The sequence below is a fragment of the Avibacterium sp. 20-132 genome, from assembly GCF_023611925.1.
In the GTDB taxonomy this organism is placed as follows: domain Bacteria; phylum Pseudomonadota; class Gammaproteobacteria; order Enterobacterales; family Pasteurellaceae; genus Avibacterium.
On record NZ_CP091456.1, the window covers coordinates 2,349,547 to 2,370,354 of the forward strand.

The following is a 20,808-nucleotide window of genomic DNA, read 5'->3' on the forward strand; positions in this document are numbered from 1 at the left end:
CTTTAATCTAATTTGATCCCGCACTTTCCAGCATATTGCTTGGCAAGTGCGGGGTTATTTTTCATTAATTCTGCTTGTTTTGTCATATTCCAATGCTCTTTTGAGAATGGATTATACTCAACGCCAGAACCTGCTTGATTACCAGATCCGCCACCAGAGTTTCCACTTGGTTTAAGGATATGTTCTTTATTTGGATAAGCCATTACAAGTTGTTCAATGGCTTCTTCAAAGTTCGCTGTTTCACCTGGTCGTTCCCGGCTATAAATCACATTGCCATTAGCGTCTTTTGCCAACAATCCACCATTTTCATAGCTAAAATGTTTAGCAAAGGACGCCTGCACTATATCAACTGGAATGCTGAGCTTCTCGGCAATAAACTTAGAGCGGGCAAACGATCCACCAATGACTTCTTGATGTAAGGCTTGTTGTGCTGTCGCAATTTCGGCATCTTTCGCTTTGAGCTTTTCCTCATATTGCTTAATCACTTCGGCTTTCACTTTTTCCGCCTCGCCTGCATCAATAAGTTTTTTATCATCAAGATTTTTAACCGTCTCTAAGGCTTTCTTCGCTGCCTCAATGTCCGTAATCTCCTCAAATTTCTTCAAATCAGCTTCCGCTTTTTCTTTCGCAATTCGATGGGTTTTACATTCTTCATTCAAAGAGGCAATCTTTGCCGTTGCTTGTGCTGCATCAAAGGCAACTTCTTTGCCGTCATCGTGGATATAAACTGGTTTGCCATCATTAACAACAACGTGGCCGTTTTCATCAAGTTTTAATTTCATTGTGGATTTCCTTCCGTTTAGTTGATTTTGCGCTTCCGCGCGGATAAAGAAAAACCGCCAAATTCTTCCGAAAATGGCGGCCTAGTTTGATATTAAGATATAAAAAAACCGACCATTACTGATCGGTTTGTTTTTTTAGTTTAGCAAAAAAGCCATCGCTTTTTTATATTTTTCACGTCGTTTAAGATCTTTATCTCTCACTTCCTTAAGTCGAGATAAATCCATATTATGAGCAAGATCAGATATTTTTACTTTCCTAGCAATATCATTCGATCGCACTCGGTTTAAATAGGCTTCATATGGCTCATTCTCTCGTTTCGTTATTGCATCAATAGCGTTGGCAATAGTCGCCCCAAACTCAGCTTTGATTTGCTCCAATGAGATTACAGTATCTTCTACCACATCGTGCAACCAAGCCACAGCTAATTCATCATCAGTAGGCTGTACCAACCCATTAACAACAGATTGCAAATGCTCCACATAAGCTTTTCCCGCCTTATCTACTTGGTTAGCGTGTAATTGTCGAGCCAACAATTCAGCCTTACCTGAAAGCATTAGTGAACCTTAATAAATTGAATAGCTTCTTTTTCAGTGATTTCTTTGAATGCATTGAAATCACTCACCAAAATTTTATCAGCCCAAAACGTGCCAAACTGTTGATCCCAATCTTCTTTTTCTGGCTCGTAGGTAGCAAAAGAAAGTAAATCATCGGGCTTACCACGAATAAGCTTTTGTTGATTTTCACCGATTTGGGCTAAATAATATTGATACATTATTTCACTCCTTTTACTTTATGAATATCTTTAGGCGCTGTTAATTGTGAGCTTAACTTTTGCATTTCTGCATACAATCGTTTTTTCTCATCTTGAGATGTCGCAGGATCTCTAAACTTTTCATAAAGTTTATGCAGCACACCATTTTTCAGTTCAAAACTTTGTTGTGTATGGTATTGTAACTCAAAAACAACATTATCCTTTTCAATTAGCGTAGTAACAACAGTATTAACGCCTTTATAAACGGCATCATCTTTCCAAGTGTTTTTTACCACAACTGTAAGATACCCTTGATTTTCAAGTAACGACTGAATTTTTTTATATTGTGATACAAAACCATCAACATCAAGAATAGCAGTGTAACGGATAACATCTTTCACACTATTAATTGCTTGTTGCTCAGAAATACCAGCAAGAACCTCAGTTTCTACTTTACGCTTAAGTGATTCTAAAGACTTTAAGCGATATTCCAATCCAGCAGGTTTTGCACCAACCGATGAAATAATCTCTGTAATCTTTCCTGTGATTTCAGGCTCTATACCAATTGCGTTTTGCAGTAATTCTTCGATACTGTTCATAGTGCCATAACTAACGTCTAAATTATGTACTAAGTATAAATCTTTTAACGTTAATGGTCTACCGCTTTGATCCAGCATATCCCTAAACGTGATCACGCCATCACGCCATAGCTTGGCTTTCCCTTTGCCTAGGATTTTATCTTGCTCGGCTTCTGACTTCGTTTTTAGCCAATCTTCATAATTCATTGAGCTTTTCACTTGCCCATCAAGGCTCGCTTTGGTACTTTCTGGAATTTCTTCAAGATTAATGCCTAGCTCTTTCCAAGATTTGATCAGTAATTTTAGATCACTGCGACAATTTGGGTGAAGTGGCGGACGCTTGTAAGGGATTTTATGCCCGCCAATAGGCTGTTGATCCATATCCCACGAAAGCCCATCTCTTAAGCGGCAGACTTCTGATGTGCGAGTATCCAAAGTGCTAACGTGCTGCTCTCCATTGAGCAAGTCTTCATTTTCATCGCGTAAGGCTTCGTGGGCTGCATCATTCACCTTCATCACTGCTGTTCTCACTAGCGTTTCTGCACCACGGCGAGAACGTCCTGTGATTTCTTTTACGCTTTTTACAAGGTCATTATAGCTTGCGCCCTCTATCATTCCTGATCGAATTGTTCGCTCAAAATCGAATGTGAGATTATCTCCCTGTTTTCTCCACCAATCTTCCAATGGCGCACCTGCGATAATTTCTGCATTGCGTATTGCCTTAATACGATAATCGGGCACCTGATTGAATAAATCAAACTTCACCGCTTGATTATAAATTTTAGTCAATGCTTCTGCCTGCAGTGGAAGCAAGGCTTTTAAATCTTTCGCAGTAACCTGATTAATATCTTGATAAGTCTCATCAACAAGATCGGACACTTCTTTTAAGAGCTGTTTTAATGCCTTTTGGCTGATACTTTCAATTCCAACGGCAGAAATGTGGCTCAATACGCGCTTTTGCATTGCATTTAAGCGCTTATAAATTTCTTTGCGTAAATGCGCATCAAAACGGAAAAGCAAAATTTTATTATCTGCCAAGCCAATTTCAATTTGTTCATCAACTGTCAAAGCCATTGAGTTCACCATTTTCTAAGCGTGCTTGCTCATCTTCCCATTCAACGTTATCGCTGATTAACCCACGACGTTTTGCTTCAGAAAAGGCAGTTTGTGCGGAAATAATACCGGCTGCTTGCAATTTAATAATGCTTTCGATAGAGCTATTCGCATCAATATCACTATCTATATTGCCCGTAATCTCTACACTCCCTGCCTTTTCTACACCTAGCCATTTCCCAACATATTCCAAGGTGAGATCTAACACGTCTTCAAAGCGATTTGCATATAAACGCAATTTAGAAATAAGTTTGTCGTGTTCTTCTTTCGTTTGGCTGTCAGTCATTGCGATTTCGCTTTTAACTAACAGGCTTGCACCTGCCATTTGAATTTGACTTTCGAGCATTTTCAATGATTCTTGCCCTGCGCCAATTGCATTACCGGAGTGTTCGATATAACGCAAATCACCGTTTTCTGGCAAATCAATCAAACTGCCACCAATTTGCATTGTATTAGGCGATGTTGGATCTTGATTTACACCAAAACGAGCTAATAACGGCACTCTTGCTGTGTTGAGGATATTGTCCTGATCAGATTGTGACTGCCAGTGTTTAATATTGAGATAAGCCAACTCCATTAATGGCGGTTCACCTAGCATAAATTCACCGCTGTTTTTTGTTGCGAAAGCAACAATAGGGATAAAATCCAATCGTTTCCCGGCAATTTTCAATTCAACATCATCAACGAGTTCAAAATCTTCACCACGCTTCTGATATTTACGCACACGACCAATCTCATAAACATTGATCTGCTCCATAGTTTCTGTGGTGAATTCGTCTTTGTCCACAACCACATTTTCAGTGTAACGGAACTGCGTTAATACTTGTCGCCCATTGTGCATTGCGGTTTTAAAACCTAGAACGGATTGCGGCTTAATATGCACAAGATAGGGTCTCGCACCTACTTTTATCTCATCAGCAAGTGTTCGCACATCATTAATTTTTGTGTAATCCACTAAGACATAACTCACGCCATAAGCCAACGATGCATAAAACCATCTTGCAGCAAACACATCAAGATTATTACCAAGCATATCCACGTCTGGCAAAAAGCGATCTGTGATCACCTGATTGACATCTTGTACATCAATTGGTTTAAAAAATACCCGTCCTGTCATTTGTGATAAAGTTTCACTTAATGCAGGATAAAGCGTTGACCGTTCTAAGCGCTTTTGGTATCGCTCCTTGCTCTCAAGCGACATTTGATGCAAGTAAGCTGTCCCAGCATTTCTCATTGCGGCAGTACCACCAAGCAAATCATCAATAATCTTTACCTGACTATGTAATTTGACAAAAGGAGTACTAATATCAGATACACTCATAAAAAATCCTTAGTAAATCTCTAGTGATTGTTGGTTTAACGTGCCACGAGATTGAATTAATGGCGACAAAGCATAACGAATTGCATCAATATAGTGGTTATTGTCATCAATAATGACGGGCAACACATCACTCGTTAAACGATCGGTCTTGTAGCTATATTGGCGGAACTCATCAAGTACAGCAGCACAACGTGGGTGAATATAAATCTGTCCATAAGATTTTAAATGCGCAATGCCATCTTCCACGCTACCTTTCCACTTATTTACGCCTTCAATTCGCGGCAGTCCATTTCGTTTTAAATAGCAGATTGATTCTGGTCTTGCACTATCCGCACGAATAATATATTGGTTAATATTAGGGATTTGAGAACTTAGAAATAATGCTGTATCGTCCAGTTCTAGCTCTACTTTCCCCGCACAATAATCAATGTACAAATCCCCATTAAACACCCAACAACGCACCGCAGCCGTTGGATCTTTCGCAAAACCGAAATCAAGCCCGTGATAAGGACCAATGAAATCAGGTTGTGCAACAAACTCAAATTGCTTGAATTTACCTTTAAAGACTTGGGCATCGCTTTGCTCTAAATAATCTCCCTCCCAGATCCAGCGATATGTCGCGTCATCAAGGCGTCGCTGATCACTCAGGCGCTCTTGCTCCAACACATCAGGAAACCAAGGATTATCGTTATAGTTCATCTCAACGACAATGGCATTTTCAGGCGGGTTTTGCCTGAATCTTATGTCAGTTGCTGACCCTTTTTTTTCTGGGTTCCACGTTACCCAAATTTCAGAACCGTCTTCGCGGACTGTTGGCGTTAGCTTACGCCAAGCTGTCTCACTTACTGTTTCAGCTTCATCTATCCACGCAATTAAAATTCTTGCTTTAGACTTGATACTATCTAGATTGTGCCTTAGTCCACTAAATACATAAGCAATTCGCCCGCACTTTGAACGAATATACTTTTCACCAACTTCATAAAACGCATTTAAAAACGGAGTTTCGCGAATCGCCTGTTTAACTTCTTCCAATGATGATTCTTCTAGCGAGTTCATAAACTCACGTCCACAAAGAATCACACCAGATACGCCCGACTTTGCAAACATATAGCCACGTACCGCCGACATTTTTGCAAATGTCCTTGTTTTACCAGAACCACGCCCACCGTAAGAACAACGATAACGATAGCTATCAGAAAAGACAGGAATTAACTTAGGTGGAATTTGTATCTGCACTTTCTGCATTGTCAAACTCCGGTGCAATAAGTTGAATGACTGTGGGGGAAAGAGAACCATCTGAAGAACTCACATCGAGCTTATCTTTAAACATTCCCAAATGCTTACCGAGCAATTCAAGGGCTTTATTTGCCGCCGTAGGCTCAAAGCAAAAAACAGGATTATCAACGGAATTAACCGTCCCCTTTTGATTGTCTTTAACCGTATCGGTAACTACAATGGATTTACGCCCCATACAAATATCACGCAACTCTTGCAGATCTCTTAATACGTCATCTTGCGTTATCTGAACACGCTCAGCGCGTTTGTTTTGGGCAGTTTGGATCGCACCTTGGATCTCAGGTTTTGTCAGGTTCTCTTGCCCAATTGAATAAGCTGTCTTTTCGCTATATCCAGCCCGAATAGCTGCTTGAGTTGCGTTTAAATCAATAAGATATTCTTCTACAAATCGTTTCTGTTTGTCGGTCAACCCACGCACTTTAGACGTGGACTTAACCCCGTCTTTCTTTGGCATAGGTTAATCCTTAAATCATAATCCAAATGTTAATGCTTTCACTGCCCACATCTGTGCATCAAGAATGCGTTTTTGAGCCTCTTCGATAAGCATTTCTTTTGTTGAGTTTAGTGTTCCTTGGGCAAAAGCATCTTGTTTATGCGCCTCAAGCTGATCGATAGCAAAAGCAAATCTCTGCTTGCAGTCGTGTACATCTTGTCTTGCACCAACGTTAAAAGTAATGCCAACTAATTTCTCACCACGTGTAAAAGTTGGTGTTGATTGTTCCTGTTCTGTCATATATCCTCCATTAACTTAGTAAATCAATCCTTATTTAATTTCACCTGTAATACGGATTTTAAACATCGGCTCGTACTCAGGATTGTTAATATTGATCAATCCCTCAATAAAAAATCCTATTTGATCGGCAATAGTTAAAACCCATTCAGGAATAAAATTAGCTGCAATAATTTCTGGAGCTTCACTGTGAATGTCTTTGACATAAACAGGAATATCCCAAAGTCGCCCGTAATGCGTGAAGCCCTCTTCAATCAATTTCTTCTTAGACTTATAAAGCATTCCCATTTGATTTACTCCATTCAATAATCCCATCTAACCGCCCTGCACAAATATCCCGCTCCTTTTGCACTACACGCAAATAAATAATCGCCTCACCATAGGTTGAGCCACTGAAAGCGGTTTGCTGACAAGGGATTAAATAGATACTTGGCGGCAGAATATAATCTGTTTTGACAATCGATTTAGTGCAACCGCTTAATAACATCATCAGGCAAACGCTGACGACTACAATCTTGCACTTTGATTGTTTTGTAAATAACTTGAATGTCTTCATCTGCTTTCTCTCGCTGGGCTTGTTCAAGTGCAGTCTGTTTTTCAGTTGCTTTGCGCTCATCTTCCAGCTGTTTTGTTTTCTCTGTCAGATTATGATTAAGTTGCTGTATGGTCTGGGCTTGCATTTGATTTTTGGCTTTTAAGCTACTAATCATCTGAGACTGATACCAAACCCAACCACACAAGCCCAAAATCAGACAAAGTGCGGTGAGATTTAGCCACGTTTTAAACTTGTTAAACATAATGCTTTCTCTTTTTCACGGCGGGTTACTAAACCTTTCAGCACTTTCCCGCTTGAATATTTCCAACGTGGAAACTGCTCACACATTGCAGCAATATTGCCTTGTCTTGCATAACGGTAAATGGTTGACGTTTTGAGTTTGCCACAGCCTACGTTAAAGGTCAGTGAGGTCAATGCCTCAAATGCACCTTGTGGTAGCGCTTTGCCGTTGGCATAACGATTGACGCACTGTTCCGCCGTTTGAATATCTTTGGCCCAGCGGTCGGCAATCTCTTTATCAGAATAAACCTTGCCAAAGGTAATATTGCCCGTTGATCCAATCCCAACCGTCCACACATCAGCAGGGCATTTATACGGCTCACGCATACAGCTTTCTGCTTCGCCGATTAATTCCATTCCTGTTTCGGTGGTGCGGATTTCGTCAGAATGGTTAAGCATTACTAAGCCAATGATTGCCACAACCGAACAACCCGCAATTTTCTTAATGTGTTTCATTTAATATCTAGCCCTTTTTTTAATCTCGCCACTGTGAGCCGATGGATTTCTTCCTTACGCTCTTCATCTCGTTTCTTTAGCTGCCCCTCACGGCAACGCTGATATAAATTCGCAAGTGCGGTAACAATACCAATGGCAAGGCTCAGCATCATCAAATTCTGTTGATCACCAAGCCACGCAATAAAACCACCAAAGCCAGACCAGATATAGCTTTGTGTTCCCATATCTTTCATAATTTTCATACTCCGCCCCTGTTTTTGAGGCAATAAAAAAGCCCAGTCCGTCAAGACTGAGCTCTATAAACAAATCTGTTTATATATCCAATAAATACTGTATCTATATATAAAAAGATCGTTGCTTAAAAAAGGATCTTTCCATATAATCACTACATCTAGTACATTGTTGTATTTAACATATACTAGATATAGGAAACCCTCAATAGTTGGCGCTATTGAGGGCTAGGAATAAACTTAACAAGCACATTTTCGAGGGCTTATTTCGTTTCTAAGGGGCTTCGAAACCGTATTCATTATTACGGTTTTTTATCCCTTTTGCAACCTATTTAAAGCTCTTTATGCAAAATTGCTTTACGAAAAGGATGCTATATGAGAGATAAATTCACTCTTTCCTGCCCTAAGTGCGGCAATACAACTTTCAAGGCTCGTAGTAAAATTAACTCTTCCAAGGACCTCAACGGTGCCATTTGCATTAAGTGTGGAAACAAAATCAATGGAGATTATCCGATGCAAGTTGTTAAAAAAGAGCTTGATAAGATGATCAGGGATGCCTTCAAAGGTAACAAGCTGTTCAAGATTTGACAATTCTCTTTTTATTGCACTCATATCAATAGTGATAGTTGAATCCATACTAACAACCTTAAACCCGCCGATTATGGCGGGTTCTTTCTAAATAAAAAACCCCGACCGTTTCCGATCAGGGCTGTAAAATCTATATTCATTTACTTTTAACTTGGTGAACATCACTTACACGACGACCACCTTTACATAAAAGTATATGCAGCTTTGCAACTTATGTCAATAACAAACTTTGATATTTTTATGACTTTTAACTACATTTTTTAGAATAATAAAACCTTTTAGTAACAATTCGTGAATGATAGCTGTTGCAAGATCAAGCCTTTGTTTAACATATTCAATAAGTTTTCTCTTACTTGGTTTGCGAATGTTTGGCTTTCCTGCCGCTCCTCTCATAAGTCTAGGCTCTATAACTTCTTGTAGTTTAGTTGCCAACTTATTAACGGTCATAGTATCTACATAATACCCATACACAATAAAATGCAATTCTTTATCCTGAGTGGTAAAAAACTCATCGATCATTTGGCTAATCATCAGCCCTTCTTCATCAGTGCAAATGGGGCGTTGTGGTTCGCTTGGCGTAACGCTATCCATTAATCGCCCAATGATATTGACCTGACGCTTATCTAAGCGCCCAGTATTAATCCACGCACCCCATTTATAAAGCCACTCTTTTACCCATTCTTCTTGTTTTGATGTGAGTTTTAATTCGCTTAAATTGAGTTTTAAATCCTGCATTACAATCACCCTCTACGCTTTTCTAACCACTTCGCTTTCCGCTCAAAAATTCGCTTAATCCGTCTCAAATCCTCATCGCTATAATGCCTTGGGCGTTGGTCGTTTTCGATTTCTCGCACTTTTTCAATCCCCAAGCGTTCAACCAATCTAATGCGATATTCGTGATAGTTTCCGCCCAGCCACCGATTACAGCGTTTGCATTGTCCGTGAATGTTAAGCGTATAAAACCGCAAGTGTGGCGCACTACCACGGCTGCGATAATGCCCGGCATCAAATCCACCGCCTAATTTCTCGCTAATCAACGGTGTGCCACAAGAAATACACTCCTTGTTCTCATCTCGCACACGGATATATTTATTCACCGCACTTTGAGCTTCTGCGATAAGCTGGTTATGCGTTTTATTCTTCTCTTTAAGTGCGGTCATTCTTTTGCGAGTTTCTGCCCGTTCCGCTTTTGCGAGCTTTTCACGTTTTTTGCGTGATTGCTCGGCAGACAGTTTGATTGCACAAGGTACACCGCACACTTTTTGCAGGCTGCTTACTGTCTTTGTGTAATAAGTGCCACACACTTTGCACTTATGCTGTTTTGGTGCTTTTGCCATTAAACTTCCCAACCTTCCATAATCATTAATTCATCTCCAATCTTGACAACCCCACAATTCAAGCGTAGGATTTACCACAGGTCTCAAAAGCCTATAACGAACGGTAATTCACCCCGTTAGCGTGATTTTTTTGTATCTGGGTTTCTCCTATTTCTCATACCTGATACAAAAACAACAACTTAAATCAATGGTCGAGAGTGCGAGGAATATAACACCGCAAGGGAATAACTCCGCTCGATTCGTTACGAGTTTTGAGCTCTCGACCGCCCTAGTAAGGGAATTTCTCTCAAAAGGAAATAACGAAATGAAAACTCAAATTCAATTTAACACCTTTAACTTCCATTCCAATTCTGTTCGCGTCATCAAAGATCCCAATCAAGAAATCTGGTTTTGTGGTACTGATGTTTGCGATGTCTTAGGTTATGCCAACTCAAGAAAAGCCTTGCAAGATCACTGTAAATCATCTGGTGTAACGAAACGTTACACCCCTACCAAAGGCGGAAATCAAGAATTAACATTTATCAATGAACCTAACCTATACCGTTTAATCATCAAATCACGGAAGCCTGAAGCTGAACCATTTGAAGCGTGGGTATTTGAAGAAGTTCTCCCACAAATCCGCAAAACAGGTAAATACAGTTTGCAAAATTCTCAACAACTCGCCCTACCTGAGCCCGAAAAGAAATACACTTTTGAATTCACCGAGTACGAGCTTGAACAACTTGCTTGGTTATGGTTTGGGCATAAGCAAATGAACACCCTACTTGGCAAACTCTACGAGCCACTCAACGCCTTAGGATCTCGTTTTAGTGGCACGGTTTACAGCCACGCTCACGAGTACAGACTTCAATATGAAGACACTCAAGCCACACTGAAACGTTTAGTTGAACCATTCAAACAATCAAAACGGCTAAACTGGCAACGAGTAATCCCTCGTATTAGCCCACAGCGAAAACAGCTAGATTTCTAAAAACTCCCCAAAATCCAACCGCACTTCGGTGCGGTTTTTGTTATACTGCCCTCAAGGAGGACAAAATGTTAAATTTATTCAAGAAACCTATTGAAATTGAAACCCTTGATGACTGGGCTAAAATGTCCATCGACATCACAAAGGTTGCAATTTTGGCAATTCCTGTTATTCTCTTTAATAGTGAACCACTATTCTTGAAAGTGATTAAAACCATTTTTCTTATTATCGGTGCATATAGTGGCTTGATTGTGCATCGACAACTAAGACAAGTTAAATCCCAACGCAAGGAGGAAAAGCAATGAATCTCACTATTGGACTTGGCGTTTTCGCTCTTGTTATGGTTGTTTGGGCAATTGCTGTACATAAATTTGTTAAATAGCCCCTTAAATGAACCGCTCTTTTGAGCGGTTTTTAATACCCATAAAACCCTTGTCTATCGCTAAATCTTACGCCGTTACTCACGCCCCAAGCCTGAATATACTCAATCAAACTTGCTGACCGCTTCACGCCCATTTCTGCAGTACTTTCACGTAAATTCACCACTTCCCCTTCAAACCCAATTGCCATCTCTGCTTGCTCACCAGTGGCAATGTTATGTCCGCTCACAAAAAGCATTTTCCACGTGCCCAACGTTTGCTTCTTGCCGTTAAAGGTGCATTGCTTAGCAATATCCGTTAGCATTGCGTGCAGTTTTGCATTCTGTGCCAATGTGCGTGTTAAGGGCTTTATTTCCACCACTACGGGATTTTTATCATCAAGGGTAAGGGAATGTATTACTCCAATCGCATTTTGCTGTATGCGCGCATTACGCAAGAAAAAGCGTTGTTTAGTTTCCATCGTTTTCAATCCCTAACGCTTCAAAACTAAAATACCCACAAGATTTTGTGCGATTAAGCGCACAATCAGGGCTAATGTGCGGATAAGGCACTGGCTGGATTAAATGCCCTGAGCAACGGAACGGCTCGTCAGCAAAATAGCCCCACTCATCGCCCTCACGGAAATCTTCCAATTTTGCACCGCACTTTGGGCATTTATATGAAGTCATTGCCTTGCTCCGTTTAAAATCTGTTTACACGCTGCTGCCCCTTTCAAATTAATTTCACGCTGTTTTTCAGGTGTAATAAAACTCGGTTTCTTTGGCAAGGTGATTTGTGGTTTAGGTAAAGTTTCCCCCGCTTCCAAGCGTGCTGCCATTGCTTTCAATGCTTTGCTCACGGCTTTTCTCAGTTTTTCTTCTGAGGCTTCTCGATTGTTACAATACAAATCGGTAAGCAGCCAATATTCTGCATCGCTTTCAAATTTAAATTCGTGGATTTCCAACATTCCGTAGCCTTGAAATTTCTTTAGGCGTTGGTAAAGCTCCTCTTCGCTTGGCAAGCCTAACGCTTCGTAGCGGTCTTGTTTGCACCAAGAAATAAATTTGCCTACACTCGGAAAATAATCATCAGGTTTCGACCGCACTTTACGCATTCCCGCACGAACTTGCTCAATGGTGCGGATATTATTTTCCGCAAAGCCTAAAACCCAAGTGCGCTTGGTAATGGGGAGCTGTACCTCGTCAAATTGACTACGCATTGCTGGACAGGCTGCGAATAACTGTGAAAAAATCTGATCAACCAATTTTTCAATATCATTGGGCAAGCGTTGCGATTTTTGCTGTGGCTGACCGGGCAATTTAGCTTGCATTCCGATTGCGCTTTGCATTGTTTGCTGATTAACTTGTCTGATCACAGCATTCCCCTCCATCCCTCTTCGGTGTTCCATTCAATCGCGTTCAGTTCGGAAACTGTTTTGCGCAGTGGTTTTGAGTTATTTTTCTTCACCGTGAGCTGATCCCATTTCTCCCGCAGCTTGGCAGGGCTGAGAATATTGGCTTTCCAGAACGAGTCTTGGTTTGCCCACTGGAACAGTTCGCAAATTTCCCTATGCGTTCGCCCATCACGTTCACGCATCAGGCGGATTTCATTCGCCCAGCTGTCGAAAGACGGTGCTTTGACGTTGGGGTTAAGTTTTAGTATCAATCCAAAAATCCATTGTGCGGCAGCCATATCATCATCAGAAAATTTAAACCGAGATTTTTTGCCCACACCGCCGTCCGAATTTTTTTCGGACGAAGAAGTATTTGTAATATTGTTTTTAATATTGTGTTTTGTAGTGTCCCAATTTTTGGTACTGGTACTAGTCCCATTTTTTGGTACTGGTTCAGCAGAAAAATTGGTACTAGTCCCATTTTTTGGTACTGGTTCAGCAGAAAAATTGGTACTAGTCCCATTTTTTGGTACTGGTTCACATTCAGGTACTTCAGGATTAAAATTGAGTGAAAATTCGGTGATTTCTCCACATTTTTTGAATGTAAAGATTAGATTAATTCCTTCTAATTCCTCCAAGCACTTCATCGCTGTTTTACGATTTTTAATGCCACATTTCATCATAAATTGACTAACAGAAATCCTATCGGACTGTTTTTGCCAACCTGTTGTCTGCCGAGAAATTAACGCATAGCATTTAAATGCATTACCTGAAAGATACGCTAAGAAATCATCAACAATCGCATTTGGCATTTGGAAACTATTCGGAATAAATTTATTCATAGCCCCTCCACCAACCAATAAGCCTTATAACGCTTGCCTGAGTTTGGATCTTTCATCATCTCATCAGTGATGGCATAACCCTGCTCACGCAAATCTAAAATACGAGCAGAAAGACGCATACAACCAAAGCGATTTAACGCCTCAAGTGCGGTGATTTTTTTGCCTGTTTTTAAATACGCCAAGATTTTTTTGCATTGGCTTTGACTTTGTTTTTCGTTTGGATTAATATTTTCCATAGTATTTGTTTCCATAACTAGCCACCGCGCCAACGGTGGTTTTTTATTGCTTCAATTCCCATTTCAAACAAACAAGCTGAGAAAGTAGCTGATTTATCAATCCGGTTAACTTTTCACGCTCTCTTGCCGAAAGTTCTTGCCCTAAATCTGAGTTATCGGATAAAGCATTCGCACTTTCCCCGCATAATTTCCCCACTGATTCAGACAGCACAACGACTTCACGCAATAAATCTAGCGATCCGTTACATTCTTTCGGGCAAGGCATTAATGTGTGCCCCACTGCCTGAGCAATCATTTCAACGATGTTTATTGAATCGGTAAGAGCAATAAGATGAACAGCATCAGCAAAACCAAGTTTGTTGCGGTCATAATCTGTTTTTAGCTCTTTCGCTAGCTGAGTTGTTGTTTTCCCCATTGCTGGAGCAAAATTTGAGATTTCCCTACTACGGGATAACTGCGTATGCAGTGCTTTTTGTATGTACAAAAACGGTGATTCGTCTTTCATAAAATTTTCTCGTTTTTTTATGGTTACTTTTTGAGTGGGTTTGGTAAATTAGTTTGCAGATAATTCGTTAAGAATATCTTCTGGCGTGAATTTCCCTTTGCTAGCCTGAGCAAGCAAGGGAATATAGCGAGCATTAATTCCGCCACCGTTTAACCATTTGCTAATAGTCATCTGAGAAACACCACATAAATCAGCAAGTTTCTGCTGACTACCAGCAATAGTAATAATCTCTAAAATAGTTTTATTCATAAGCATAATATTCTAAATTGTTTTATAACATATTAAAACAATTGTTTTTGTATGTAAAGGCAAGTTTTTTGATTGTTGAAAACTAAAGTTTTAGAATGGCAATATTTGGAGGAAAATATGAACTCACTTGGTGAACGACTCGATCACGCAATGAAAATGTCTGGTAAAACCCAAGCAGAACTAGGGCTAGATGTTGGCGTGTCTCAAACTGCCATCGGTAAAATACTTAATGGAAAAACTCTCAACCCACGTTATTTATTAAAACTAGCAAAAGCTCTCAATGTTTCCGCTGAATGGCTAGCAACTGGCAATGGAGATATGGCATTAAATCCTGTTGAAATACATAATGTTGCAATTTCAGATGATGTAAAAGGATCACAATTAGATAACTACATCAAAATAGATATGTACGATATTAAATTATCAGCAGGAACAGGTAATTTAGCTTGGTTTATCAATGATGAAGACCCTGTGCTATTAAGAAAATCTTGGTTTAGACGCTATAACATAAACCCTGATAGTTGCAAGGCAATGTATGTCAAAGGCTCAAGTATGGTTCCTGATTTAGAGAACGGCGATACTGTAATTATTGATACTGATGATATAGATATTGAAGACGGGGAAATTTACGCGGTGTCTTATAAACAACGCTTATTCATTAAACGTATTGTTAGAACCGAAAAAGGCATTCAATTAATTAGTTCAGCCGAAGGTTATGAACCCATTGATATTGATGAAAGCATGGAAAACACTGATTCTTTCAGAATTTTAGGTAAAAAAGTCTGGCGTGGCGGTTAATTCTAGATTAAGCAGGATAAACAAATGACAATTCTAATTAAAGAAAATGAGCGTTATACATATGGCTGTGAAGTATATGTAAAATCAAAAAATGATGAAAATTTTAAAATCCCAATGGCAGAGGTTGTTAATATAATACTCAAGCAGTATCGTCTCATAACCTATAAAAAAAACCGAGGTAATCTCGCTTATCGCTTATTAAAAGCTAGTTTGTATAAAGAACAATATCTTATACTATTTTTTCAATTCTCAAACCTTGATGGTAGCGATCCAGCTTTTGCCAATTTAACTACTGGTAAATCTAGAATTATTCGGAAAAATCAAGGAGAAGGTGTTGCTTGCAGTGCTCATTTTATTATTGATTTAAAGTCAGATTCACCTCAATATCCAAACAGGTTTAATGCAATACTTGAGGATATGCAAGGACTAAGTCGAAGTGCTATTCGAGGTTACTTAAATCATGTAGTACGTAATTTAAAAATTCAAGATCAACAAGATAAAAATAAGATCCATCAGCCTAAATTTGACATTACATTTTTGGCTAAAAATGATTTCCAGACTCAACTTAAAGAGGGTAAAATCACATCAATTATTGCTTTTCGTGAAGAAATAAGGCAATCATTTTCTTTAGATGATGAGGATACTAAAATCGAGTACAAAGAAGTGCATCGTCTTGATTTTAAACCACCATCAATGTTATCTAATCCATTACATTATTTAGCTAATATAGCTCAGTTCTCGCATAATGAAGGATATGGTCGTTTAAAGATTACACATGAGAAAGAGCATCGTCAACAAAGTGCAGATTATCAGATTAAAGATAGCCTAAATGACGAAGAAGTCATCCAAGATATTTCAATAACACCTTTTATTGCGAAGAAAAAAGTACAACTTGATAAACCAATAAATGTATGTGATTATAAATGGCATAGTGAACTTATACGTAAAATGTTAAATCAACTATGATTTTGAAAAAATTATTCGCACCACTAAATTATTTAAGACTTTTTCATATAGAAAAAGTCTTTTTTGACATAGTTTTACCTATAATTTTTTCAGTATTTTTTGTTTATATTAATAGCCTATTACCAACTCCCATCACTATTCTAGGTAAAAATGGACTTATTTCCATTGTTAATAATATTACTCAAATTTTATCAGGCTTTTATATTGCTGCTCTCGCAGCCATTGCTACTGCATCATTACCGAGGTTAGATGATCCTTTAAAAGGTCGTCCGGTGAAAATGTTAGGGAACAATCGCCAAATCACGAGACGTCTTTTTCTTACTTACCTATTTGGGTATCTTTCTTTTATAAGCTTATTAATTTATGCGCTTGGCGGTTTAGCACAGATAAATCAAGCTAACATTAAATTATTAGATAACACTATCAAAGAATACTTGAGTTTAGGCTATATCTTTCTATTACATAATCTAGCTTTTGTTACCTTATTAGGATTGTATTTTATGATTGAAGATAATATAAATAGAAAGGCTTAATCAAAACCACTCTCGTAACTACACTAATTATCTTTAATTCACGCCTAGAAAAAACTGAATTTCCGCTCCTAACTCATTGAACTCAAAGCAAATCACCTAAAACATTATCTTGAATGCAACCATTTTGTTAACTGTAATAGCTGTCAGTTGACTTTTATCTGCTCATTTTTCCCCTACGGTTTCAGAAGAACACTCCTTCAACCTTTCTTTTTGTATAAAAAACAAGCAATCAAACAAATTTTTTAAAATTATTTTTCTTTAAAAATCAACAATATAAAACATTTGTTTTCAAATAATTAAAACTTTTTACAATTTATACCTTTACACCTTAAAACTTAAGTTTTATTATAAGCACATCAAAACGAAACAACGAGGAAAAACAAAATGGCTTACATCAACCAACAAATGAAAAAAGAAATTATGGCAGAAGTGAAAAAAGTATTACCGCAAGGCTGGAAAGTGGTAGCAAAAATCAATGAGCGTATGGAGCTTTCAGCAACCGTTACTTTGCCTGCTGATGTTGCAAATGAAATGAAAACAGAAGCCAAAAATAAAATCTATGCGGCGATGAATTGCTTAAATCTAGGCGTGAATAATGGAGATACAGATCTTTGCACAAAACGCTACTTCACTAGCTTATATATGGTTACCGCCTAGGCTCAAAAGAGCCTTTATTCAAGCCCTAATAGGTTTTAATAAAGGTTTTTTTAACCGAATTTGCTCTTTAACAATTTAACAACCCACATTAGCCGAAAGGTTGGCAAGTCTGTGCCAGTGGGGCTGAGGCAAACAGGCTTATTTATTCAATGCCGTATTTACGGAGAACCAAGGCAGTAGAACCGAGAGGAATGCAGAGCAAAGAATCAACCGTGATACCGAGCCAAGATGAACGTTAGACAAGTGCGGCATTGAATAAATAACAACAACGGAGGTGAATGATGAATATCATCATTGAACGTAGCCCAGCTAGCAAGAAATACTGCGAAAAGGCAGAAATTCGCTCAATGGGCAAGGCTGGCAGATTGGCAAGAATGTTTGCGAAATCTCGTCAGCAAAAAATCAAACAGGGGAAAACTCACCGAATATCCACCGCACTTTCATTAAGCGAAGTTCGTTCAACCGTGAACTTGGAACAAGTGATGACTAAATATCAAGCCACGAAACCAAACTATCACAAAGGTGAAATCGGCGTAAATACTATGCGAGCCACGCAAAAAATTCGCCGTGGGTGTCGGGAGTTAATAAAGATTTAAGTGAGGTAAAAATGAAACAAGTAACAATTTCCAAGTCAGAATATGATCACTTGCTTACTCAAGCTAAGCGTATTAGTTTTTTAGAGCATTATAAACCGACAATACATAATGATGGTCCACAAGGCACTTATGAAATGGTTTTTGGTGAGGGCGGACTTATTGACACAATCAGATACGGCAATTTAATCGATTGTATAGATGGAGCGCTCCAAGATATAAGAGAAATGCAACAAGCGTTTTGGATTTATGAAGAGAGCGAAATTTATGCAGGGCGGACAATTCAAGAAATAGTTGAGGAGTTTTTTGCTGAACAAGAACAAAAAGAGATTTTAAAAGATAATCTTTATGGTCCAGTCGATTTAAACCAAAAATTTCCCGTAAGAGAAGATATAACAAGCATTGCTGTAGAAATGACTATCAAAGAATTGCTTGATGAAATGGTTGTTTTTCCTAACGTGGTATTAAGTTGTTATTCATAGCGCACATACCTCTCTGTGGCAAGCATAAATAATCACAGTCAATTTGATGAAATAGCTAGCGCATAAAGGGATTAAGCAGAAACGCCCGCCCTGCGCGCATGAAAGTCGGTATAGGGACTAGATTGCCAATGAATCTGCACATCATTGGTTAGCACAAAGAAGTTTGCATAAAAACTGTGCAAATGAGCGGTCTATACACGGTAGCAAGTAACCCACCAGCGGCAATGCTTGCAGACGGCTTGAAAGATATGCCTTTCAAGCGTGGGAGTGTTGCGTAACGACAGCATATTGTCGGGGTTGGTAATACCATCAATGATGGACGCAAGTGATTAAATTACCGTGCAGACTTATTCAAAACCGCATTCTTAGCCACTCGTTTTTAGTCTTTTTTCATCGTAGCTCTGAGTGTGGTTTTGAATGAGAAATAGGAGAAGCTCAATGCAACAATTAGAAAATCCATCTTTTTCAAATTACTTTGAACATTGGATAAACACCTATAAAAAAGGATCAATTCAGCCTGTTACTTATAAAAAATATGAAATGACCCTCACAAGCTTGAAAAAATATGAAGAGCTTGAAGATATTAATGATTACGACAAAATTAGTTATCAACAGCTTATTAATCGCTACGCTCAAACGCATTCAATTCAAACAGTCAAGGATTTCAATATTCAACTGAGAGCCTGCGTAAGAGAATTAATAGATGAAGGCTTACTGCTACGAGATTTTACTTCAAAAGTCAAAATTACAGGCAATCCACCGCCCGTAAGAAAAAAATTTCTCGAAGAAGATGAGCTAAAAAAATTGGTCAAAGCCCTAAATCTTGATAGAAAAGAATTAAACTGGGATCACTTTATCTATCTTCTACTCACCACAGGAATGCGATTTGCTGAGGGGTTAGGGCTAACACCTGAAGATTTTGACTTTGATAATCTTACCGTTTCCATTAACAAAACATACGATTACAAAGCATCTTCTGTCATAAAAAACGCAGATTCAAGCAACTTTGCAAGAACAAAAACACTTTCATCAGTGCGACTAGTTAGATTAGATTTTAGAACCGCTTATATTCTTAGAGATCTGATTGAAAACGCACCTCAGGGGAAATCGATCTGGGCTGACTGGTACTATTCCACTAGCAACGCAAAAGCCATCTACAATTCCACAATCAACGATCAACTTAAATACGCTTGTAAACGTGCAGGGATTGATCCTATTTCAGTCCATAGCTTAAGACATACACACGCAAGTTTGTTAATTGCAAATGAAGTGGATATGCAAGTGGTATCTAAAAGACTTGGACATTCTAAAACATCAATTACGCAAGATGTTTACACTCATTTAATGGGGGCAACTGAACAAAAAGCCCAATCAAAAATTAACGCAGTAATGGCAGGTATTTAATGACAATCACCCAAGAACAATTTTTTGGATGTGCTGATATTCCCATTGAACAACATATTCAATTTGAAAAATATCTCACTGAAATTCTTTTTCATAAGCAAAGAAGAGAAGCCTTTTATAAAGCATTACAACCCTATAAATTAGGCGATGCAGAAGATACGTTCAAGCACTATTTTGAAACTTATTCTGCCGAACGTAAGACTTTTCGACAAGATTACACACCCAGTTCACTTGCAACAATACTTAGCAAAATAACACATCAACCCCAATTTACTTCAAGCTATTCTGGTTATGATCCGACTGCAGGCACGGGTGGGCTAATTATTTCAAAATGGTGGGCGAATATGACTTCACAAAACCCATTTAGCTACAAGCCAAGTCAGCATTTTTATCTTTGTGAAGAAAAAGCAGATAACGTCATCCCGTATTTATTGCACAATCTTGCAATGCGTGGAATGAATGCCATCGTCATTCACGGTGATGTACTAGAACGTGCGACAAAACAAATTTATTTTATCTTTAATGCAAAAGATGATTATTTAACTTTCTCAGATATTAATGTACTGCCACATACAGAAGATTTTGCAAAAGAGTTTAATATCCACACTTGGCTAGAAGACGAAATAAAGCATATAGAAAGCCCTAAAATTACCCTCAATAATTCACGCTCACACGGAAGACGTTAAACCCCGTGTAGACATACTCCGTTTGCCCACTATTGTGGGCTTTTTTATAAATACAGTATTGACTTTTTAAATATACAGTATTCCCTGAAAAGGAAACTTATGGCACAATATAGAAAATTT

33 protein-coding genes are annotated in these 20,808 nt (G+C 38.7%); 11 read left to right on the top strand and 22 right to left on the bottom strand.

From position 1 onward, the window contains the following. Nucleotides 1-2 precede the first annotated feature (2 nt). The 13 genes from L4F93_RS11255 to L4F93_RS11315 all read right to left on the bottom strand — a co-directional run bounded on the left by L4F93_RS11255 (nt 3) and on the right by L4F93_RS11315 (nt 8,105). Entirely contained in the window at nt 3-782 is a 780-nt protein-coding gene (locus L4F93_RS11255; protein ID WP_250350322.1) for a DUF6651 domain-containing protein, read from the bottom strand. Between the two features lie 135 nt (nt 783-917). Beyond that, complete coding sequence (locus tag L4F93_RS11260; protein ID WP_250350323.1) at nt 918-1,337, bottom strand: HD domain-containing protein; 420 nt, start codon at nt 1,335-1,337, stop codon at nt 918-920. Continuing rightward, nucleotides 1,337-1,555 carry a hypothetical protein gene (locus tag L4F93_RS11265; RefSeq protein ID WP_250350324.1) on the bottom strand — a complete coding sequence of 73 codons (219 nt, stop codon included), beginning with the start codon at nt 1,553-1,555 and terminating at the stop codon, nt 1,337-1,339. The genes L4F93_RS11260 and L4F93_RS11265 overlap by 1 nt, the downstream gene beginning before the upstream one ends. After that, a complete protein-coding gene (locus L4F93_RS11270) occupies nt 1,555-3,186 on the bottom strand; it encodes a phage minor head protein (RefSeq protein WP_250350325.1) in 1,632 nt (543 codons plus the stop codon). Before L4F93_RS11270 ends, L4F93_RS11265 begins: the two co-directional genes overlap by 1 nt. Further along, nucleotides 3,170-4,546 (bottom strand): DUF4055 domain-containing protein, encoded by a 1,377-nt coding sequence (locus L4F93_RS11275; RefSeq protein WP_250350326.1) that lies wholly within the window; start codon nt 4,544-4,546, stop codon nt 3,170-3,172. The genes L4F93_RS11270 and L4F93_RS11275 overlap by 17 nt, the downstream gene beginning before the upstream one ends. Nucleotides 4,547-4,555: 9 nt before the next feature. Further along, a complete protein-coding gene (locus L4F93_RS11280; RefSeq protein WP_250350327.1) occupies nt 4,556-5,791 on the bottom strand; it encodes a PBSX family phage terminase large subunit in 1,236 nt (411 codons plus the stop codon). Continuing rightward, entirely contained in the window at nt 5,760-6,296 is a 537-nt protein-coding gene (locus tag L4F93_RS11285) for a terminase small subunit (protein ID WP_250350328.1), read from the bottom strand. Before L4F93_RS11285 ends, L4F93_RS11280 begins: the two co-directional genes overlap by 32 nt. A gap of 15 nt (nt 6,297-6,311) precedes the next feature. Next, nucleotides 6,312-6,575: a hypothetical protein gene (locus tag L4F93_RS11290; RefSeq protein ID WP_250350329.1), complete on the bottom strand. Its 264-nt coding sequence runs from the start codon at nt 6,573-6,575 to the stop codon at nt 6,312-6,314. A gap of 30 nt (nt 6,576-6,605) precedes the next feature. Continuing rightward, the gene (locus L4F93_RS11295) at nt 6,606-6,860 is read right to left on the bottom strand and encodes a hypothetical protein (protein ID WP_250350330.1); all 255 of its coding nucleotides are present in this window, start codon (nt 6,858-6,860) and stop codon (nt 6,606-6,608) included. Further along, the gene (gene lysC / locus L4F93_RS11300) at nt 6,844-7,062 is read right to left on the bottom strand and encodes an Rz1-like lysis system protein LysC (RefSeq protein WP_250350331.1); all 219 of its coding nucleotides are present in this window, start codon (nt 7,060-7,062) and stop codon (nt 6,844-6,846) included. Before lysC ends, L4F93_RS11295 begins: the two co-directional genes overlap by 17 nt. After that, a complete protein-coding gene (locus tag L4F93_RS11305; protein WP_250350332.1) occupies nt 7,037-7,369 on the bottom strand; it encodes a DUF2570 family protein in 333 nt (110 codons plus the stop codon). Before L4F93_RS11305 ends, lysC begins: the two co-directional genes overlap by 26 nt. Then, entirely contained in the window at nt 7,342-7,863 is a 522-nt protein-coding gene (locus L4F93_RS11310; protein WP_250350333.1) for a lysozyme, read from the bottom strand. The genes L4F93_RS11305 and L4F93_RS11310 overlap by 28 nt, the downstream gene beginning before the upstream one ends. Further along, entirely contained in the window at nt 7,860-8,105 is a 246-nt protein-coding gene (locus tag L4F93_RS11315; RefSeq protein ID WP_250350334.1) for a hypothetical protein, read from the bottom strand. Before L4F93_RS11315 ends, L4F93_RS11310 begins: the two co-directional genes overlap by 4 nt. A gap of 363 nt (nt 8,106-8,468) precedes the next feature. On the opposite strand from L4F93_RS11315, the gene L4F93_RS12470 reads away from it, so the two are divergent. Beyond that, the gene (locus L4F93_RS12470; RefSeq protein ID WP_442778819.1) at nt 8,469-8,681 is read left to right on the top strand and encodes an ECs_2282 family putative zinc-binding protein; all 213 of its coding nucleotides are present in this window, start codon (nt 8,469-8,471) and stop codon (nt 8,679-8,681) included. A 216-nt stretch (nt 8,682-8,897) separates the two neighbouring features. Here L4F93_RS12470 and L4F93_RS11325 read toward each other — a convergent pair whose 3' ends face one another. Both L4F93_RS11325 and L4F93_RS11330 read right to left on the bottom strand, forming a co-directional pair. Then, nucleotides 8,898-9,416 (bottom strand): antiterminator Q family protein, encoded by a 519-nt coding sequence (locus L4F93_RS11325; RefSeq protein WP_250350336.1) that lies wholly within the window; start codon nt 9,414-9,416, stop codon nt 8,898-8,900. 5 nt (nt 9,417-9,421) lie between these two features. Beyond that, nucleotides 9,422-10,018: a recombination protein NinG gene (locus L4F93_RS11330; protein WP_250350337.1), complete on the bottom strand. Its 597-nt coding sequence runs from the start codon at nt 10,016-10,018 to the stop codon at nt 9,422-9,424. Between the two features lie 304 nt (nt 10,019-10,322). Here L4F93_RS11330 and L4F93_RS11335 point away from each other — a divergent pair, with 304 nt between their 5' ends. Continuing rightward, entirely contained in the window at nt 10,323-10,988 is a 666-nt protein-coding gene (locus tag L4F93_RS11335; RefSeq protein ID WP_250350338.1) for a BRO family protein, read from the top strand. 65 nt (nt 10,989-11,053) lie between these two features. Continuing rightward, nucleotides 11,054-11,290, top strand: a complete 237-nt coding sequence (locus L4F93_RS11340; protein WP_250350339.1) for a hypothetical protein — start codon at nt 11,054-11,056, stop codon at nt 11,288-11,290. Between the two features lie 109 nt (nt 11,291-11,399). On the opposite strand, the gene L4F93_RS11345 is transcribed toward L4F93_RS11340, so the two are convergent. Genes L4F93_RS11345 through L4F93_RS11375 form a run of 7 tightly spaced genes read right to left on the bottom strand, consistent with a single transcriptional unit; the run spans nt 11,400 to nt 14,569 of the window. Continuing rightward, complete coding sequence (locus tag L4F93_RS11345; RefSeq protein ID WP_250350340.1) at nt 11,400-11,825, bottom strand: recombination protein NinB; 426 nt, start codon at nt 11,823-11,825, stop codon at nt 11,400-11,402. Next, nucleotides 11,815-12,033 (bottom strand): hypothetical protein, encoded by a 219-nt coding sequence (locus L4F93_RS11350; RefSeq protein WP_250350341.1) that lies wholly within the window; start codon nt 12,031-12,033, stop codon nt 11,815-11,817. Before L4F93_RS11350 ends, L4F93_RS11345 begins: the two co-directional genes overlap by 11 nt. Continuing rightward, entirely contained in the window at nt 12,030-12,719 is a 690-nt protein-coding gene (locus tag L4F93_RS11355) for a replication protein P (RefSeq protein WP_250350342.1), read from the bottom strand. The genes L4F93_RS11350 and L4F93_RS11355 overlap by 4 nt, the downstream gene beginning before the upstream one ends. After that, a complete protein-coding gene (locus L4F93_RS11360) occupies nt 12,716-13,579 on the bottom strand; it encodes a replication protein (protein WP_250350343.1) in 864 nt (287 codons plus the stop codon). Before L4F93_RS11360 ends, L4F93_RS11355 begins: the two co-directional genes overlap by 4 nt. Beyond that, nucleotides 13,576-13,830, bottom strand: coding sequence for a helix-turn-helix domain-containing protein (locus L4F93_RS11365; protein ID WP_250350344.1), 255 nt, complete (start codon nt 13,828-13,830; stop codon nt 13,576-13,578). Before L4F93_RS11365 ends, L4F93_RS11360 begins: the two co-directional genes overlap by 4 nt. A 28-nt stretch (nt 13,831-13,858) precedes the next feature. Next, a complete protein-coding gene (locus L4F93_RS11370) occupies nt 13,859-14,320 on the bottom strand; it encodes a phage regulatory CII family protein (RefSeq protein WP_250350345.1) in 462 nt (153 codons plus the stop codon). A 48-nt stretch (nt 14,321-14,368) separates the two neighbouring features. Further along, complete coding sequence (locus L4F93_RS11375; protein WP_250350346.1) at nt 14,369-14,569, bottom strand: transcriptional regulator; 201 nt, start codon at nt 14,567-14,569, stop codon at nt 14,369-14,371. Between the two features lie 117 nt (nt 14,570-14,686). Here L4F93_RS11375 and L4F93_RS11380 point away from each other — a divergent pair, with 117 nt between their 5' ends. The 8 genes from L4F93_RS11380 (at nt 14,687) to L4F93_RS11415 (ending at nt 20,688) form a co-directional block, all read left to right on the top strand. Beyond that, complete coding sequence (locus L4F93_RS11380; RefSeq protein WP_250350347.1) at nt 14,687-15,367, top strand: XRE family transcriptional regulator; 681 nt, start codon at nt 14,687-14,689, stop codon at nt 15,365-15,367. Nucleotides 15,368-15,391: 24 nt separating this feature from the next. Next, the gene (locus L4F93_RS11385; protein ID WP_250350348.1) at nt 15,392-16,333 is read left to right on the top strand and encodes a hypothetical protein; all 942 of its coding nucleotides are present in this window, start codon (nt 15,392-15,394) and stop codon (nt 16,331-16,333) included. 2 nt (nt 16,334-16,335) lie between these two features. After that, nucleotides 16,336-16,866, top strand: a complete 531-nt coding sequence (locus tag L4F93_RS11390; protein WP_250350349.1) for a hypothetical protein — start codon at nt 16,336-16,338, stop codon at nt 16,864-16,866. A 384-nt stretch (nt 16,867-17,250) separates the two neighbouring features. Then, nucleotides 17,251-17,523, top strand: a complete 273-nt coding sequence (locus L4F93_RS11395) for a hypothetical protein (protein ID WP_250350350.1) — start codon at nt 17,251-17,253, stop codon at nt 17,521-17,523. 278 nt (nt 17,524-17,801) lie between these two features. After that, complete coding sequence (locus tag L4F93_RS11400) at nt 17,802-18,119, top strand: hypothetical protein (RefSeq protein ID WP_250350351.1); 318 nt, start codon at nt 17,802-17,804, stop codon at nt 18,117-18,119. Between the two features lie 11 nt (nt 18,120-18,130). Further along, nucleotides 18,131-18,598 carry a hypothetical protein gene (locus tag L4F93_RS11405; RefSeq protein WP_250350352.1) on the top strand — a complete coding sequence of 156 codons (468 nt, stop codon included), beginning with the start codon at nt 18,131-18,133 and terminating at the stop codon, nt 18,596-18,598. A 438-nt stretch (nt 18,599-19,036) separates the two neighbouring features. Next, entirely contained in the window at nt 19,037-20,002 is a 966-nt protein-coding gene (locus tag L4F93_RS11410; protein ID WP_250350353.1) for a tyrosine-type recombinase/integrase, read from the top strand. Next, nucleotides 20,002-20,688 carry a hypothetical protein gene (locus L4F93_RS11415; RefSeq protein WP_250350354.1) on the top strand — a complete coding sequence of 229 codons (687 nt, stop codon included), beginning with the start codon at nt 20,002-20,004 and terminating at the stop codon, nt 20,686-20,688. Before L4F93_RS11410 ends, L4F93_RS11415 begins: the two co-directional genes overlap by 1 nt. The last annotated feature ends 120 nt before the right edge of the window (nt 20,689-20,808 follow it).

What these genes read in the sequence shown, in the direction of transcription:
- L4F93_RS11255 (WP_250350322.1), bottom strand. Translation starts at nt 782, where the DNA reads ATGAAATTAAAACTTGATGAAAACGGCCACGTTGTTGTTAATGATGGC.
- L4F93_RS11370 (WP_250350345.1), bottom strand. Translation starts at nt 14,320, where the DNA reads ATGAAAGACGAATCACCGTTTTTGTACATACAAAAAGCACTGCATACG.
- L4F93_RS11405 (WP_250350352.1), top strand. Translation starts at nt 18,131, where the DNA reads ATGAAACAAGTAACAATTTCCAAGTCAGAATATGATCACTTGCTTACT.
- L4F93_RS11285 (WP_250350328.1), bottom strand. Translation starts at nt 6,296, where the DNA reads ATGCCAAAGAAAGACGGGGTTAAGTCCACGTCTAAAGTGCGTGGGTTG.
- lysC (WP_250350331.1), bottom strand. Translation starts at nt 7,062, where the DNA reads ATGATGTTATTAAGCGGTTGCACTAAATCGATTGTCAAAACAGATTAT.
- L4F93_RS11375 (WP_250350346.1), bottom strand. Translation starts at nt 14,569, where the DNA reads ATGAATAAAACTATTTTAGAGATTATTACTATTGCTGGTAGTCAGCAG.
- L4F93_RS11265 (WP_250350324.1), bottom strand. Translation starts at nt 1,555, where the DNA reads ATGTATCAATATTATTTAGCCCAAATCGGTGAAAATCAACAAAAGCTT.
- L4F93_RS11385 (WP_250350348.1), top strand. Translation starts at nt 15,392, where the DNA reads ATGACAATTCTAATTAAAGAAAATGAGCGTTATACATATGGCTGTGAA.
- L4F93_RS11395 (WP_250350350.1), top strand. Translation starts at nt 17,251, where the DNA reads ATGGCTTACATCAACCAACAAATGAAAAAAGAAATTATGGCAGAAGTG.
- L4F93_RS11310 (WP_250350333.1), bottom strand. Translation starts at nt 7,863, where the DNA reads ATGAAACACATTAAGAAAATTGCGGGTTGTTCGGTTGTGGCAATCATT.
- L4F93_RS11330 (WP_250350337.1), bottom strand. Translation starts at nt 10,018, where the DNA reads ATGGCAAAAGCACCAAAACAGCATAAGTGCAAAGTGTGTGGCACTTAT.
- L4F93_RS11335 (WP_250350338.1), top strand. Translation starts at nt 10,323, where the DNA reads ATGAAAACTCAAATTCAATTTAACACCTTTAACTTCCATTCCAATTCT.
- L4F93_RS12470 (WP_442778819.1), top strand. Translation starts at nt 8,469, where the DNA reads ATGAGAGATAAATTCACTCTTTCCTGCCCTAAGTGCGGCAATACAACT.
- L4F93_RS11325 (WP_250350336.1), bottom strand. Translation starts at nt 9,416, where the DNA reads ATGCAGGATTTAAAACTCAATTTAAGCGAATTAAAACTCACATCAAAA.
- L4F93_RS11270 (WP_250350325.1), bottom strand. Translation starts at nt 3,186, where the DNA reads ATGGCTTTGACAGTTGATGAACAAATTGAAATTGGCTTGGCAGATAAT.
- L4F93_RS11345 (WP_250350340.1), bottom strand. Translation starts at nt 11,825, where the DNA reads ATGGAAACTAAACAACGCTTTTTCTTGCGTAATGCGCGCATACAGCAA.
- L4F93_RS11410 (WP_250350353.1), top strand. Translation starts at nt 19,037, where the DNA reads ATGCAACAATTAGAAAATCCATCTTTTTCAAATTACTTTGAACATTGG.
- L4F93_RS11365 (WP_250350344.1), bottom strand. Translation starts at nt 13,830, where the DNA reads ATGGAAACAAATACTATGGAAAATATTAATCCAAACGAAAAACAAAGT.
- L4F93_RS11295 (WP_250350330.1), bottom strand. Translation starts at nt 6,860, where the DNA reads ATGGGAATGCTTTATAAGTCTAAGAAGAAATTGATTGAAGAGGGCTTC.
- L4F93_RS11290 (WP_250350329.1), bottom strand. Translation starts at nt 6,575, where the DNA reads ATGACAGAACAGGAACAATCAACACCAACTTTTACACGTGGTGAGAAA.
- L4F93_RS11400 (WP_250350351.1), top strand. Translation starts at nt 17,802, where the DNA reads ATGATGAATATCATCATTGAACGTAGCCCAGCTAGCAAGAAATACTGC.
- L4F93_RS11305 (WP_250350332.1), bottom strand. Translation starts at nt 7,369, where the DNA reads ATGTTTAACAAGTTTAAAACGTGGCTAAATCTCACCGCACTTTGTCTG.
- L4F93_RS11360 (WP_250350343.1), bottom strand. Translation starts at nt 13,579, where the DNA reads ATGAATAAATTTATTCCGAATAGTTTCCAAATGCCAAATGCGATTGTT.
- L4F93_RS11275 (WP_250350326.1), bottom strand. Translation starts at nt 4,546, where the DNA reads ATGAGTGTATCTGATATTAGTACTCCTTTTGTCAAATTACATAGTCAG.
- L4F93_RS11340 (WP_250350339.1), top strand. Translation starts at nt 11,054, where the DNA reads ATGTTAAATTTATTCAAGAAACCTATTGAAATTGAAACCCTTGATGAC.
- L4F93_RS11260 (WP_250350323.1), bottom strand. Translation starts at nt 1,337, where the DNA reads ATGCTTTCAGGTAAGGCTGAATTGTTGGCTCGACAATTACACGCTAAC.
- L4F93_RS11380 (WP_250350347.1), top strand. Translation starts at nt 14,687, where the DNA reads ATGAACTCACTTGGTGAACGACTCGATCACGCAATGAAAATGTCTGGT.
- L4F93_RS11350 (WP_250350341.1), bottom strand. Translation starts at nt 12,033, where the DNA reads ATGACTTCATATAAATGCCCAAAGTGCGGTGCAAAATTGGAAGATTTC.
- L4F93_RS11280 (WP_250350327.1), bottom strand. Translation starts at nt 5,791, where the DNA reads ATGCAGAAAGTGCAGATACAAATTCCACCTAAGTTAATTCCTGTCTTT.
- L4F93_RS11415 (WP_250350354.1), top strand. Translation starts at nt 20,002, where the DNA reads ATGACAATCACCCAAGAACAATTTTTTGGATGTGCTGATATTCCCATT.
- L4F93_RS11315 (WP_250350334.1), bottom strand. Translation starts at nt 8,105, where the DNA reads ATGAAAATTATGAAAGATATGGGAACACAAAGCTATATCTGGTCTGGC.